At 54.7% G+C, this 14921-nt stretch carries 13 protein-coding genes; 4 read left to right on the top strand and 9 right to left on the bottom strand.

All coding sequences use genetic code 11. From position 1 onward, the window contains the following. Positions 1-60: 60 nt before the first annotated feature. Positions 61-789: a GntR family transcriptional regulator gene (locus tag KNP81_RS09780; protein WP_214719806.1), complete on the top strand. Its 729-nt coding sequence runs from the start codon at positions 61-63 to the stop codon at positions 787-789. 32 nt (positions 790-821) lie between these two features. Here the strand turns inward: KNP81_RS09780 and KNP81_RS09775 are convergent, their stop codons facing one another. The 4 genes from KNP81_RS09775 to KNP81_RS09760 all read right to left on the bottom strand — a co-directional run bounded on the left by KNP81_RS09775 (position 822) and on the right by KNP81_RS09760 (position 5527). Further along, a complete protein-coding gene (locus KNP81_RS09775; RefSeq protein WP_214719805.1) occupies positions 822-1925 on the bottom strand; it encodes an LCP family protein in 1104 nt (367 codons plus the stop codon). A gap of 151 nt (positions 1926-2076) precedes the next feature. Beyond that, the gene (nagB, locus tag KNP81_RS09770; protein WP_214719804.1) at positions 2077-2841 is read right to left on the bottom strand and encodes a glucosamine-6-phosphate deaminase; all 765 of its coding nucleotides are present in this window, start codon (positions 2839-2841) and stop codon (positions 2077-2079) included. Then, the gene (nagA, locus tag KNP81_RS09765; RefSeq protein ID WP_214719803.1) at positions 2838-3983 is read right to left on the bottom strand and encodes an N-acetylglucosamine-6-phosphate deacetylase; all 1146 of its coding nucleotides are present in this window, start codon (positions 3981-3983) and stop codon (positions 2838-2840) included. Before nagA ends, nagB begins: the two co-directional genes overlap by 4 nt. Before the next feature lie 173 nt (positions 3984-4156). Beyond that, positions 4157-5527 carry an MATE family efflux transporter gene (locus tag KNP81_RS09760; protein ID WP_214719802.1) on the bottom strand — a complete coding sequence of 457 codons (1371 nt, stop codon included), beginning with the start codon at positions 5525-5527 and terminating at the stop codon, positions 4157-4159. Positions 5528-5564: 37 nt separating this feature from the next. Between KNP81_RS09760 and KNP81_RS09755 the strand changes: the two genes are divergently transcribed. Further along, the gene (locus tag KNP81_RS09755) at positions 5565-6338 is read left to right on the top strand and encodes a CHAD domain-containing protein (protein WP_214719801.1); all 774 of its coding nucleotides are present in this window, start codon (positions 5565-5567) and stop codon (positions 6336-6338) included. Here KNP81_RS09755 and glsA read toward each other — a convergent pair. Both glsA and KNP81_RS09745 read right to left on the bottom strand, forming a co-directional pair. Continuing rightward, positions 6335-7276, bottom strand: a complete 942-nt coding sequence (glsA, locus tag KNP81_RS09750) for a glutaminase A (protein WP_021065217.1) — start codon at positions 7274-7276, stop codon at positions 6335-6337. The two genes, KNP81_RS09755 and glsA, sit on opposite strands and share 4 nt — an antisense overlap. 58 nt (positions 7277-7334) lie before the next feature. Continuing rightward, on the bottom strand, positions 7335-7508 hold the full coding sequence (locus KNP81_RS09745) for a hypothetical protein (protein WP_214719800.1): 174 nt from the start codon (positions 7506-7508) through the stop codon (positions 7335-7337). A 110-nt stretch (positions 7509-7618) separates the two neighbouring features. On the opposite strand from KNP81_RS09745, the gene hemG reads away from it, so the two are divergent. Next, complete coding sequence (gene hemG, locus KNP81_RS09740) at positions 7619-8983, top strand: protoporphyrinogen oxidase (protein WP_214719799.1); 1365 nt, start codon at positions 7619-7621, stop codon at positions 8981-8983. Then, positions 8980-10050: a TIGR04053 family radical SAM/SPASM domain-containing protein gene (locus KNP81_RS09735; protein ID WP_214719798.1), complete on the top strand. Its 1071-nt coding sequence runs from the start codon at positions 8980-8982 to the stop codon at positions 10048-10050. The genes hemG and KNP81_RS09735 overlap by 4 nt, the downstream gene beginning before the upstream one ends. 41 nt (positions 10051-10091) lie before the next feature. Here the strand turns inward: KNP81_RS09735 and clpB are convergent, their stop codons facing one another. From clpB to KNP81_RS09720, 3 genes are all read right to left on the bottom strand, one after another. Then, positions 10092-12683 carry an ATP-dependent chaperone ClpB gene (gene clpB, locus KNP81_RS09730; protein WP_214719797.1) on the bottom strand — a complete coding sequence of 864 codons (2592 nt, stop codon included), beginning with the start codon at positions 12681-12683 and terminating at the stop codon, positions 10092-10094. Between the two features lie 18 nt (positions 12684-12701). Next, a complete protein-coding gene (locus tag KNP81_RS09725) occupies positions 12702-13568 on the bottom strand; it encodes a DnaJ C-terminal domain-containing protein (protein WP_214719796.1) in 867 nt (288 codons plus the stop codon). A gap of 140 nt (positions 13569-13708) precedes the next feature. Further along, positions 13709-14881 (bottom strand): CamS family sex pheromone protein, encoded by a 1173-nt coding sequence (locus tag KNP81_RS09720; RefSeq protein WP_214719795.1) that lies wholly within the window; start codon positions 14879-14881, stop codon positions 13709-13711. Positions 14882-14921: the final 40 nt, after the last annotated feature.

Here is a 14921-nt window from a genome sequence, read left to right as displayed (position 1 = left end):
AACTAGTCTAATTTGGTCTATAATAAGAAACACTTACTTTAGCAGTCAGGAGCGATATGCATGTTACAGATTGATAAACAATCACCGCTACCTATTTATTATCAAATCGAAGCCTATTTAAAGCAACAAATAGATGCCGGCGAGCTTCAACCGGGAGAATCCATCCCATCCGAACGGGAGTTTTCCGAGCGCTATAACGTCAGCCGGATGACGGTCCGCCAAGCCATCACGAACTTGGTCAACGCCGGTTATTTGAGCCGTCAAAAAGGCCGAGGCACGTTCGTCGCCAAAAAAAAAATCACGATGGCCTTGTCCGGATTGACAAGTTTCTCGGAAGAAATCAAACATCGGGGCATGCGTCCGTTTAGCCGCCTGTTATCGTTCCAAACGATTCCGGCACCAGCCAAAATCGCCCAAAAACTGAGTGTCGCGCTCGACACCCCCGTCTATGAGATGCGACGTCTCCGTCTCGCCGATGAGAACGTGCTCGCCCTCGAGACAGCATACATCCCGGTCGCCTTACTACCGAACTTGACCGAGACAGATGCCGTCGGTTCGATTTACGAGTTCGCCGAGCAGTCGGGGCTCCGGTTGAAGAATGCGACCCAAACCCTCGAGGCGAGGAGCGCGGGACCGGAGGAAGCGAAGCTGTTGACGATTTCTTCGAACGCCCCTGTGCTCTTAATCGACCAACGGACGTATCTCGAGAACGGGGACATGTTCGAGTATAGCCGTTCCTTGTTCCGCGGCGACGCCTACTCATTCACCGTCGCGATGGAACGCACATAAAAAATGGTTTGCCGCGGACGGCAAACCATTTTTTATTGTGCTTCGTACGTGATTCCAGCTGGGTCGTACATATACGTCTCAAGCTCGGTATCGGTCATCGGTTCGACTTCATTCCCGGCATCGGCCTGTTGGACGCGATAACGGACTTCTTCGAACAACGGCTCGTTCAAGAAGTAATAGAAATGACCGTCGACACCGCGGGCCCCTTCACCGGTCAACTGATATTGAACCGTGTTGTTGAGGGCGCCGACGTCCTCGATTAAACGCATATAGTCGTTCGGACCGAGCGTCGTCTGCATGTTGTCCCCGACTGCTTTCAACACTTTGTCGTAGTTGTTGATGAGCGACGTGCCGAGCGCTTGGTCAAGGACGGCATTGATGACTTCCATCTGACGCTGTCCGCGACCGATGTCTCCGCGTGGGTCGTCATAACGGTTACGGACGTAAGCAAGTGCCTCTTCGCCCGATAACTGTTGAAGCCCTGCTTCGACTTGGACGACTTCGCGTGAAGCGTCGTAACTCTTCTGTTCAGACGAGAATGGGACGTCGATTTCGACCCCGCCGACGGCATCGATGAAGTCGACGAACCCTTGGAAGTTGAGGGAGACGACGTGGTCGATGTCGATGCCGACCAAGTCTTCAATCGTGTTCGTCGCCATCCGCATGCCGTTGTTCGGGTTCGATTCATCCATCGACCCGAAGTAATAGGCGTGCGTGATTTTGTCTTGATCGAGACCCGTCTTACCGTACGGGATATTGAAGCCCGTATAGTCGATGTTGACGTACGAGTCACGCGGGATGCTGAGCATCGTCGTCTGTTTGTTTTTCTTGTTCAGAATGACGACAATCATGACGTCAGACCGACCATACTCGCCGCGCGCTTTCTTCTGCGGGGACAAGTCCGTCCCGAGCACGAGGAAGCTCTCGGTATCCTCTTTATCAAATCGAGTCGGTTCGATAGTCGGATCATCCTCAAGCGTCACTTGAGTACCTGACAGCATGTTATGCGCTTTATAAAAAGCCGTTCCATACATGCTTGAGCCAACGATGACGGCAATCAATACAAGGGCGCTGAACAGCTTATAAAACGCAGACGGGCCTTTGCGCCGTCTACGAGCTTGGGTTCTTGAATTCATGAGTTTCTCCTTCGCGATCGAATGATATGAGCCTCACCTATTATAGAGGAAACCTCGACTTTTGTCGAAAACGTTTTGATTACAAATCCATTTCCATACAATTTCCCACAGTTAACGAGAAAAAAACCTGGAGACACTTGTCTCCAGGTCATCAAGCTCGAATCGAAAAGAATCGGTCGGCCGCTTCACTGCCACGCGCCTGTAACACATTGCTACAAGCCGAGGCCGCCTCGGCATCGAGCACGATGGTCACACTTGGATGCGCCTGTAAGATGGAAGCCGGCCAGTCAATCGTCGGCACGCTCTCAATCATGTGATGCACGGCTTCGGCTTTACGGGTACCGGTCGCGACGAGGACGATCTCGCGTGCGTTCATAATCGTATCGAGTCCCATCGTGATGGCCTGCGTCGGCACGTCTTCGATTGAATCGAAGAAACGGCGGTTCGCTTCACGCGTCGACTCGGTCAGTTCGGTCACATGCGTCTTCGCATCGAGCGCGGTACCCGGCTCATTGAAGGCGATATGTCCGTTCTCTCCGATGCCTAGCAATTGCAGGTCGACACCAATCGAGCGGATGAGCTGTTCATAGCGGGCCGCTTCCGCTTCCGGGTCGGCCGCGTCACCATGAGGCAGATGGCTCTGTTTGAATGGGATGTCATTGAACAGCTTCTCTTCCATGAAGTGATGATAGCTTTGCGGATGGCTCGGTGCGAGCCCGATATACTCATCTAGATTGACGCTCGTCACGTGACTGCAGTCGAGTTGATCTCGTTTGAACATCTGATACATCCCGACCGGTGTACTGCCCGTCGCGAGTCCGAGCACGAAATCGCGCTTCCCGGCGACCCGTTCCTTGATGAGTGTATATGCGATTTCTTCTGCGTCCGTCGGTGTGTTCGCCACTAATATGTTCATTGCATGTCCTCCTTCGAATAACTGACCTGTCCTTGATGAATCGTTGTCACGACCGTCATCGCGTCATCCCAAATGACGAGATCCGCGTCGAAGCCAGGCGCGATGGCCCCTTTGTTCGTCAAACCGAACTCACGCGCTTGGTTCGCCGACGTCATCTTCACCGCTTCTTGCACCGTGCATCCCGTGAACGCGATTACGTTGCGGAACGCCGCGTCCATCGTCAAGACGCTGCCGGCCAAGTTACCGGCTTCGAGTCGAGCCGCCCCGCCTTCGACGATGACCGGTTGACCCCCGAGTTCATAACGGCCGTCCGGAAGACCTTTGGCGCGCATCGCATCTGTAATGACGACGAGACCGTCCGCCCCTTTCATGCGATAGGCGAAGTCGATCATCTCGCGCCGGCTGTGAATCCCGTCTGGAATGATTTCAACCATGACGTCCCGCTCCAACAGACAATAGCCGACCGTTCCCGGCTCCCGATGATGAATCCCTCGCATCTGATTGTATAAGTGCGTGCCATGCTTGACGTTCGCTTCCTTGTTCTCGGCAAACGTGGCGTTCGTGTGTCCGGTCGATCCGATTGCACCGGTCTCACCCATCACCTGTTCAAGCTCACGTGCTCCCGGACGTTCCGGCGCATACGTGACGAGGCGAATGTGACCGCCCGCTTCCTGTTGCCATGTGCGGAATTGACTTGCATCGGGATCGATAATATATTCGGCCGGCTGTGCCCCCGCATTGTCGACGTTGACGAACGGTCCCTCTAGATGGATGCCGACGAGTGCCGCGTCTCCCGCCTCGATGACAGTCCGGGCTGCTTGCAGCGCCTTCGTAATGGCAGTCGGTGACTGTGTAATCGTCGTCGCAAAATAAGACGTCACACCTTCAGCGAGCATCGAACGGCTGAGATGACGTAGTCGATCCACGTCCGCATCCATCGTATCGACGTCGTAACCTCCATGAATGTGGACGTCAATCATGCCTGGCGTCACGAGCGCCCCGTGAACGTCAATCTCTTTATTTGTTCCTGCCTGATAGTCCTCCATCGCACCGACGCTCACAATCGTCGTGCCATCGAACTCGATATAGCCTCGTTCCCACGTTTCGTCCCCCGAAACGATGTGTGCATTGATGATCACCATAATCGGTCATCCACCTTTCTTCAAGTAGCTTCATCGTTATCATATCAAAAACCAGTATAGTTGTATAGACCAATTCAACTAACTAATAAACTCTATTTCCCCAATTCTTTGCCCGTCCTGTTTCCCCCTCAAACAACAAAAAAGGCTGACGCCGTAGCGTCAACCTGTCTTGTTTAGGATGTTTCGTTCGTAATCGGTTGGGCCTCATACCGTTTGACGATATGGATGAGACGCATGACCAGCAACACGGCTCCGGCCGCTAGACCCGCAATCAAACCAATCCAATAGCCGTCCGGTCCGAAACCGAACCTTTCGGCGAGCGTATAGCCGAGCGGGAGGCCGATGACCCAATAGGCGATGAGCGACAAGATGAGCGTCACGTTGACGTCCTTGAACCCACGCAAAATCCCTTGAATCGGGGCGGCTACCGCATCCGACAATTGGAAGAAGACCGCGAAGATCATGAAGTGGGCCGCGAGTTCCACGACGGCCGCGTCGTTCGTATAGATGGCGGCGACCCGTTCATTCTGCCAAAACAAGAGCCCACCGGAAAAGAGCGACACAGCCAGGCAGAGCACAATGCCGATTTTGGCGTAGCGCACGGCGTCTTGAAGCCGCCGGGCCCCGAGCTCATAGCCGACGACAATCGTGAGCGCGCTCGACGCGGACAACGGCAACATATAGACGAACGAAGCGAAGTTGATGGCCGCTTGGTGGGCCGCGACGATATTGTCTCCATATTCACTCAAGAGCAACGTCACCGCCGCAAAGATGCTCACTTCCGCAAAAATGGCGAGACCAATCGGTGTCCCGAGCTTGAGCAGTTCTTTCTGTCTCGGCCAGAAGATACGCTCCACTGAGCGCAAGAAACGATATTCAAGGAACGGCTTGCCGTTCCGGACAAACGCGAACGCCATAAAGAAGAGCAGCCAATACGTAATGGCCGAGGCGATTCCCGCCCCGACACCGCCATACGCTGGGACGCCGAGTTTTCCAAAGATGAAGATGTAATTTAATCCGACGTTAATGGGTAACCCTAATAGTATAAGCAGCATCGAGATTCGTGTCTTGCCGAGTGAGTCCATGAGCGTGCGTAGCACGTTGAACAAGAACATCGGCAACACCCCGAATCCGAGTGCGAGCAAATACCCTTTGGCAATCCGTTTTCCTTCCTCGCTCAGTCCCATGCCGTCGACAGCCGTCGGCACGAGCCAAAAGCCGAGGACGAGCGTCGCGATGCTCAGGCCAATCGCTAAGTATACGCCTTGGTACAGCGTCCGTTGAATTTGTTGGATATTACGGGCACCAAGCGCCTGAGCGACAATCGGTGCGACGGCGAGCAGAATCCCGCTCAACCCCGTATACACCGGCATCCATAAACTCGACCCGACACCGACACCCGCCAAATCGACGGCGCCGGCTCGGCCCGACATGACTGTGTCAAAAAAGCTGATTAAGTAAAAGGACACTTGTGTCACCAAAATCGGGAAGAAGATGGTGAAGAACAGTTTGATTTTTTCATTTAGTGAATGTGTTTGATACATGGGCAACCTCATCTCATTTCAGAAAGGAAAAATTAGAATGAATCAACGGAATGCGGAAAAATTAAAATATGAGCTGTTAGAGACGTGGAATACGTTCAATCATTACATGACCGAAGCGCTGACGTTTCAAAACAGCGAAGATATCCATCAAGCTCGGGTCCACTTGCGCAAGCTATTGACGTTCATCCAATTGTACGACACGAAGCCCTCGACGTATCGTCAATTAAAGCAGTTGATGGAGGCGCTCGGTGCGGTGCGTGACGGAGACGTCCTGCTTGAAGGGCTCGCCGTCGAGACCGAGCTCGATCAAGCTTTTGTTGAGCATGTCGAAACACAACGGGCCAAGGACCGCACGCTGTTGAAAGCGCGTGTGACCGAAAAAATGACGCCTTCGCTCGACCAGCAAGTCCGTCGCTTCATTGGCGGGCAGCTGTTCCGCGCCTTTCGCAAACAAGACGCGGCGGTGTTTCTCGATAAAGCCAAAGCCGACCGCAAGCGCCGCATCGCGACCTATCACGCAGCGACGAAACGGAACGACCGGCTCGATACCCTCCACAAAGTCCGGCTCGCCGTGAAGCGGGAGCGCTATTTAAATGAGTACTTATTGAACTATGAGCCGAGCGCCTCAAAAGACCAAGTTCAAAAACTGAAGCGGCTCCAGACCGAACTTGGTGATATGAATGACCGGCATCAGCTGTTGTTGCGCTGGACCGATTTCACGCCGCCAGCCGCCTTGACCGACGACTATGAACAAGTCGTCCAGCAATTGCACACCCGGCTCGACGAATCGGTCGACGCCATCAAGCTTTAGCGCGACGTGTAGCGTTCGACGAGCAGTTCGAGCAACTTCATCCCAGCAATCGAGTTCCCTTTTGAATCGAGGGCAGGCCCAAAAATACCAAAGCCGACATCACTCAATCCGAGCTCGTGTTTGCCGGTCGCAAGAATCGCACCCGACACCCCGCTCTTTCCGGGCAGGCCGACACGGACGGCAAACTCACCCGATGCATCGTACATGCCGCACGTCGTCATGATGGCTTTGACGATACGGACGACACGACGTGGAATCAACTCTTCGCCGGTGACCGGGTCTTCTCCGTTACCTGATAGAATCCGGCCGATGCGAGCCAAGTCAAAACAATCGATTTCGATGGCACACTGTTTCGTGTACACATCGATAATCTCATCGACATCGCCCTCGACGATTCCGTGATGGCGCATGAAATAGAGCAAGGCCCGGTTCAAGTCGGTCGTCTCGTATTCCGAGCGGGCGACTTTTTCGTTATACGTGACTTCCTCGACCGGGACATCGAGCAACGTCGCCAAAAATTGACGGAACTGATAGATTTTCAGCTCCGCCGTGTCCCCTAAAATCATGCTCGTGACCGCGAGCGCCCCGGCGTTAATCATCGGATTGAGCGGTTTCGATGGCACCGTCTCTTCGAGTTTGGCAATCGAATTGAATGCATCCCCCGTCGGTTCCATACCGACTTTTGAGAACACGTAATCTTCTCCGAACTCCATCAAGACGTAACAGAGCGTCAACGCCTTCGAGACGCTTTGAATCGTGAACTTATGATGGACGTCCCCCGCATGAATATAAGAACCATCAGGTAGGCAAATCGCCACGCCGAGCAAATCATCTTGTACATGCGCGAGCTCCGGAATATAGTCGGCGACTTTTCCTTGTGCTGTGTACGGACGACACTCGTCGACCAAATGCGCCAACTGCTGTTCCAATACGTTCATCCAATCACCCCATGTCCGATAGTTTTTACCCGGGTCATCTTAACATATTTGAAGACGGTTAACCATCAAGTGGACCGTCTTCCTTGTCCGGCTTATACCATTCCTCGTCGGCCCATATGACCGGCGGGCTGTCCTCGTCACCTTCGAGCTTCTCGCCATGCCGATTCATCGAGACGATGAACGCGATGATGCCGACGACGACGACCGCGGCCGTTATCCCGAACCAAACCATAGGTGGTCCTCCTTCCAATCGTGACGAATTTGTCTTGAACCGTGTGAGACTTATCCTATGTCTACGTCAACATTCTCGGTACCTTTAGTAGGAATACTACATAGAAATGGGTGAATGGATTGAACAAGATTGCAATCATCGGTGGAGGGATTACTGGCATGGCTGCCGCGTATTATGCGAAACAGGCGGGAGCGCACGTCACATTGTATGAAGCAAGTGACCGGATTGGCGGAAAAATCAAGACCGTTTATCGGGACGGCTTCGTCTTAGAATGTGGGCCGGACGGATATATGGCCCGTAAGCCGACATTGACCGAGCTGATCACCGAACTTGGGCTTGACGACGATCTCGTCCGGTCGATGACCGGGACCTCGTACATTTACGTCCGGAACCGACTGCGACAGATGCCTTCAGGTTCGGTCATGGGCATCCCGACCAAGTTCTGGCCGATGGTCAAAACGGATCTGTTCACGTGGCGCGGCAAGTTTCGGGCCGGTATGGATCTCGTGTTACCCCGCGTCTATGCGGGATCAGATATCTCGCTCGATACGTTTTTTCGGGCCCGGCTCGGGTCGGAAGTCGTCGAGGCGATGATCGAACCGCTCCTGTCAGGGATTTACAATGGTACGCTCGACGATATGAGCATCGAGTCTACTTTCCCTCAGTTTATCACGATTGAACAAAAAACACGCAGCCTGATTCTCGGTATGAAAGCATTGACACCTCCTGTCCAAGCCGGTGTCAAACCGCGCGAGGCCGGTAAATTTTTATCGCTCGGCCAAGGGCTTGGTGTCTTGATCGAGGCGCTCCGTCCATCGATTGATCGCCTCTGTCTCGAGACACGAGTCGCGGCAGTCCGGCCCCATGAAGTGGTGCTCGAGGACGGAAGGGTCGAGTCGTTTGACGGCATCGTGTTAGCCACCTCGCCGAACGCCCTCGGCCCGCTCCTCGGTCTCCCGGAAGCGGAACGGTTGTCGTCATTGAAACGCACGTCTTCCATCACCGTGCTCGCGGCGTTCGAGAAAGCAGACGTCGAGGCACTCGACGGGACGGGCTACGTCATCGCCAAAGGCGAAGGCAACGCCTTGACCGCTTGTAGCTGGATGCATAAGAAATGGCCGCATATGGCACCCGAAAACAAGGCGCTGTTACGCGTCTACATCGGCTCCGCGTTCGTTCCCGACTTGTTGACAGAATCCGACGACACGATTGCCGACTTCGCGCTCCGTGAACTTCGGAAAATTCAACACGTCGGTACCCCGATCTTCACGAGAGTCGAGCGTCACGTCGACACGATGCCGCAGTATGAGGTCGGTCATAAACAATACGTGCGCGCGTTCGAGGAGACGATGTCCTCCCTCGACGGCGTCGAAGCTTGCGGGGCGATTTTACACGGCGTCGGTCTCCCTGACTGCGTCGACTCGGCCAAACAAGCCGTCACACGCATCACGGCAAGACAGGCGGTGTCCGTATGAAACGAATCGACTACAACGAGAATCCGTTCATCGTCATTTGGGAAGTGACACGCGCCTGTGCGCTTTCCTGCGTCCATTGCCGGGCCGAGGCCCAGTTCCATCGTTATCCGGATGAACTCGACACCTCCCAAGGTAAGGCGCTCATCCGCGACATACATGCGATGGACAATCCGATTCTCGTCTTTACCGGGGGCGACCCGCTCATGCGCGAAGACTTGTTCGAGTTGACGGCATACGCCGCTTCGCTCGGCATGCGCGTATCGATGACCCCATCGGCAACGCCACGCGTGACCCATGACGCCGTCAAACGGGCGAAAGATGCCGGATTGACGCGCTGGGCGTTCTCGCTCGACGGTCCGGACGCCAAGTCGCACGACTATTTTCGGGGTACCCGTGGCAGTTTCGAACGGACGTTGCGCGGTATCTCTTACTTCCGGGAAGAAGGCATGTCATTCCAAATCAATACGACGGTCACGGAATATAACGTCGATCAACTCCCGGAAATCGCCAAACTCGTCGGTGAGCTCGGGGTGTCGGTATGGACGCTGTTCTTCCTCGTTCCGACCGGCCGCGGGTCGATTCTGCAGCCCATCTCCCCGGAACGGCATGAAGATGTGCTCCGCTGGGCGTTCGCGTTGCAAGAACACGTCCCATTCATCATCTCGACGACCGAGGCCCAGTTTTATCGGCGCATCGCCCGGCAAGAGAACTTGAACCGAAAACAAGTTGGATTGTCTCCCATCGGCCATCCACATGACGATCTCGCTAAAGCACCCCGCGGCACGAATGACGGGAACGGTTTCGTGTTTATCTCGCATACGGGCGACGTGCAGCCGTCCGGGTTCTTACCGATTACGTGCGGCAACGTGAAACAAACACCGCTCGCCGAGATTTACCGGCACCACCCGGTTTTTAAATCACTACGCAATCCCGATACTCACCACGGAAAATGCGGCTACTGCGAGTATCGCTACGTGTGCGGCGGCTCGCGGGCCCGGGCTTATGCCGTCACCGGCGACTATAAGGCCGAAGAACCGTACTGCATCTATCAACCTACACCTATCTGATAAACAAAGAGCGCCGGCATCAGCCAGCGCTCTTTCAATGTTTAATGCGTCACCGTTGCGGGACGAAGCGTCAGCTCGTCGTTCTCGACATCGATGACGACCGTCTGGCCGTCCTCGATGTCTCCGGCGAGGATGCTACGGGCGAGTTTCGTCTCAATCGTCCGTTGTACGTACCGGTTGATCGGACGGGCCCCGAACTGTGGCTCATACGCCTCGTCGGCGATGAACACTTTCGCGGCATCCGTGATCTCGATTTGAATCGAGCGCGCCGTCAAGCGACTACCCATGCGCGCGACTGCTTTTTCGACGATTTGGCCGATTTGGGCCCGCGTGAGCGGATGGAACAAAATCGTCTCATCGACCCGGTTCAAAAACTCGGGACGGAAGTGGCGGCGGAGCCGCTCGATGACTTGGCGTTCTTCCGCCTCATCGATGACACCATCTTTCGCCGCTTCGAGCAAGATGTCGGCCCCGATGTTCGATGTCATGATGACGATTGTGTTTTTGAAGTCGACGACGCGTCCGTGCGAATCGGTCAAGCGACCATCATCGAGCAGTTGCAGCAAGATGTTGAACACATCGGCGTGCGCTTTCTCGACCTCATCGAGCAGGAGCACCGAGTACGGGTTGCGGCGGACCGCTTCCGTCAACTGGCCACCCTCTTCATAGCCGATATAACCCGGAGGTGCTCCGACGAGACGCGACACGGCGTGTTTCTCCATATACTCGCTCATGTCGAGACGTACGATATGGTCTTCCGAGTCGAACATCGCCTCGGCGAGCGCTTTCCCGAGTTCGGTCTTCCCGACACCGGTCGGCCCGAGGAAGAGGAACGATCCAATCGGACGGTTCGGATCTTTAATGCCGGCTCGAGCCCGAATGACGGCATCACTGACGAGGCGAATCGCATCGTCTTGTCCAAAGACACGTTGATGGAGCACCGTCTCGAGGTTGAGCAACTTATCTCGTTCTCCTTCGGTCAATTTCGTCACGGGAATGCCCGTCCATTTCGAGACGACCTCGGCGATCTCTTCCTCGGTCACTTCTTCGCGGACGAGTTCACGTGTCACCGAACCGGCGAGCCGTTCTGCTTCCGCGAGTTCACGCTCGAGTTCCGGGATACGGCCATATTTGAGCTCGGAGGCCCGGTTCAAATCGTAGCGGCTCTCAGCTTCTTGCAGTTCGAGCTTCACTTTTTCTAAGTCGCCACGGATGTGTTGCACTCGGTGCGTCGACTCTTTCTCGTTCTCCCAGCGGAGTCGGAGCGCGTCCGACTGTTCGCGAATTGAGGCGAGTTCTTGTTGCAGCGCATCGAGTCGTTTCTTCGAGGCGTCATCACTTTCTTTCTTCAAAGCCGCCTCCTCAATCTCGAGTTGCATGACGCGACGTACGAGTTCATCGAGTTCGGCCGGCATCGACTCCATCTCCGTCCGAATCATCGCACACGACTCGTCGACAAGGTCAATCGCCTTGTCCGGCATGAATCGGTCGGTGATGTAGCGATTCGATAAGACTGCCGCTGCGACGAGCGCGTTGTCGTGTATGCGGACACCGTGGTGAATCTCGAAGCGTTCTTTCAAACCTCGCAAAATCGACACCGTGTCTTCGACGTCCGGTTCGTTGACGAGCACTTGTTGGAAGCGGCGCTCAAGTGCCGGGTCCTTCTCGATATATTGGCGATACTCATCGAGTGTCGTCGCGCCGATGCAGTGGAGTTCGCCGCGGGCGAGCATCGGTTTGAGCATGTTCCCGGCATCCATCGCCCCTTCGGACTTGCCGGCTCCGACAATCGTGTGCAGTTCATCGATGAAGAGGATGATTTTCCCTTCCGCTTCTTTCACTTCGTTCAAGACAGCTTGGAGCCGCTCTTCGAATTCGCCGCGATATTTGGCCCCGGCGACGAGCGAACTCATATCGAGGCTGAAAATCGTCTTATCTTTCAAGCTTTCCGGAACGTCGCCGCGAACGATGCGTTGGGCGAGCCCTTCGACGATTGCCGTCTTCCCGACACCCGGCTCCCCGATTAAGACCGGATTGTTTTTCGTCTTCCGGCTCAAGATGCGGATGACGCGCCGAATCTCGCTATCGCGCCCGATGACGGGATCGATTTTCCCGGTCTTCACTTCTTGAATCAAGTCGCGGCCATACTTCGTCAAGACATCATACGTCGCTTCCGGCGACTTCGACGTGATGCGCCGATTTCCGCGGACGGCGACAAGCGCCTCGCGTAGTTTCTCTTCGGTCACACCTTTGCGCTCGAGCATGCTTTGCGCTTGGCTCTTATTCATAATGATGCCGAGCAGGACGTGCTCGACCGAGACGTACTCGTCACTCATACCGGTCGCTTCCCGTTCCGCCGTCGTCAACACGTTCAACAGCGAGGCCGAGATCATCGGCGTCGTCGGCGTCTGAAGCTTCGGTGCGTTCTTGAGTGCCATCGCGACCTCGGCCTCGATGTCGGCGACGCTCAATTCCATTTTTTGCAGTAGGAGCGGCGCGATGCCGTCCGTTTGTGAAATCATCGACGCCAAGACGTGCCATTCGTTCATCTCGCTATGGTGGTACTGTTTCGCAAGTGCCTGCGAACTGACGATGCCTTCATGTGCTTTATCGGTAAATCGATTGAAATCCATTTTGCTTCCTCCTTAGGCTCAACGTTCGAGTTGTTCGTAAACAGATCGGTGGCCGGCGTCTAGCGGCAAGTCGACTTCGAGTTGGACGAAGAGATCCGACCGGACTTTCGAGGCGGTCATGAACCCGCGCCCTGGGATGCGCATCCGTTGACCCGGGCGTGACCCCGGTTTCACTTTCAGTTTGACCCGGCCACCATCTAATGTCGCCACGACGACTTCTGTGCCGTCGAGGAAAGCGAGCGGGCGCAACCGTTTGACGGTAATGACGTTCGCTCCTTCTCGACGGTACGTATCATCATCCGTGAAATGCAGCTCGACGTACACGTCGCCGCGGTCACCCGCTTGTCCGACCTTGCTACTCTTACCTTTGAGCCGTAACTTTTGCCCTTCGTGGGCGCCTTGCGGGATTTTCACGTTGACCGTCCCCGTCTGGAGACGCAGACTCACTTTGGAATCAGACGTCAATTGACTGAGTGGGACGTTGACACGGACCGTCTCATCGAGGTCTTCTTCGACCGCTTGATTAAAGAAGCTGCCGAACATGTCCTCGAACCCGAACGTCCGCGACGTTGTCCGTGACCCGCCGCCAAACTGGCGGAACAAGTCTTCGAACTGGGCCGACCCTTCCCCATATCCGTCGCCGCTGTAAGTCCCTCCGCCGAACGTCGGCCCTTCTGGACTGCCATAGCGGTCATAGTTCGCTTTCTTATCGGGATCGCTCAGCACATCGAACGCTTCTTGGATCGCTTTGAACTTGTCCTGTGCGTCCGAGTCTTTGTTCACATCCGGATGGTATTGTTTTGCCAGTTTTCGATACGCTCGCTTAATGTCTTGGTCGGACGCCTCTTTCGGCACGCCAAGGACGTCATAATAGTTTTTTGCCATCTCGTTTCACCTCACCTATTTCTTACCCGATTCTGTTAAGTCTATTCTACCGATTTGGTCAAAGAAGGTCAAAGAATTTCCTCGTTACTTAGCATACGAAAAAAAGAAGGCATCCGTTTCATCACGATGCCTTCTTACGATTAGAAATATACTCTTGGACTGTCCATGCCTTCTTCGAACACGATGGTCACTTCTTGTTGGCCACCGAGTGAGGTGACGTTAATGCGGACCGGTACGTTCCGGTTGTACTCCCACCGGTTCTCGAGCAGACCGACGACGTGTTGGGTGAACCCGACGAGCTCGGCCCGGCTATAAAACTGGATTGGGATGTCGATTTCGATTCGTGACAACTCGCCGTTTTGATAGAAGCCCTTCCCGATCATTCCGCTGAAATCCGGGAACACATCGGCAATCCGATCACTGAAGAGGGAGAACTTTTGGGCATCGTCGCGCACTTCTGTCGTCGCCGTGGCGGACGGGAAGTAATAATATGTCTCATCGATGGCGGTCCAGTCGTTTGCCGCCACTTCATTAGCTGAGCCGACGAATGCCGATTTGATATAGTTCCCTGGTGTCGGTGAACCTTGCGGCGCTTTCATATACAACGCGACGTTAATATCGAGGTCTTTAAAGTCCTCACGTTTCCGCAACTGGGCGACGAGTTCATTCGCCATGCGTTCTCCTTCAGCGATGACTTTCTTTTCGTCCAACTTTTCCGTATACGTCGGACCGAAATTCGGAGCCTGGAACACGTACTCTTGATTCAAAATCAAGGCGAATGACACACCGCCGAGTTGATACCCACTATCCGTTTTCGTCATATAGTTTTGTTCGACAAGCGATGCCAAATAGAGTGGCGACTTTTTATTCCCCTCGACGAACTGGTCTTCGGCCACTTCGGCCGTGCCGTTCGCATACGCCGGGTTAAGCGGGACGAGACCTTCTGACGTTTTGTCTTTACGGCCAAGCAGACGCGATACATCTTCACTCGTCAATAGCTGCCCTTCTTGATAGGCGTACTTCTCCGGATCGAACGCGCCGGTCGAATGGCGCATGAGGCCGAGTTCCACTTCTTCGAGCTCGAGCGATGAGCTGACTTGACGTTGCGCCAGCCCTCTGGCCGCAGCCGGTTTAAACGGAATGACCATCTGGTAATATGAATCACGCGCTTGAATCGCTTGCGTGACCCCTTCGGCTGCCGTCTCTTCGCCTGTCGGTGTGACTTCTTCTTCCCCCATCGGGATTTTCATAGAGCACCCACCGAGAAAAACCGTTGCGGCGAGAGCTGGGATGAGCATTTGTTTCCATTTCATCTATGTCAGAACTCCTTTAATGATTCGTTTCGTTACACTT

Source organism: Exiguobacterium sp. s149, assembly GCF_018618395.1.
GTDB lineage: Bacteria > Bacillota > Bacilli > Exiguobacteriales > Exiguobacteriaceae > Exiguobacterium > Exiguobacterium chiriqhucha.
The sequence above is the reverse complement of the archived record's forward strand: the minus strand, read 5'-3'. Positions and strand labels throughout refer to the sequence as shown.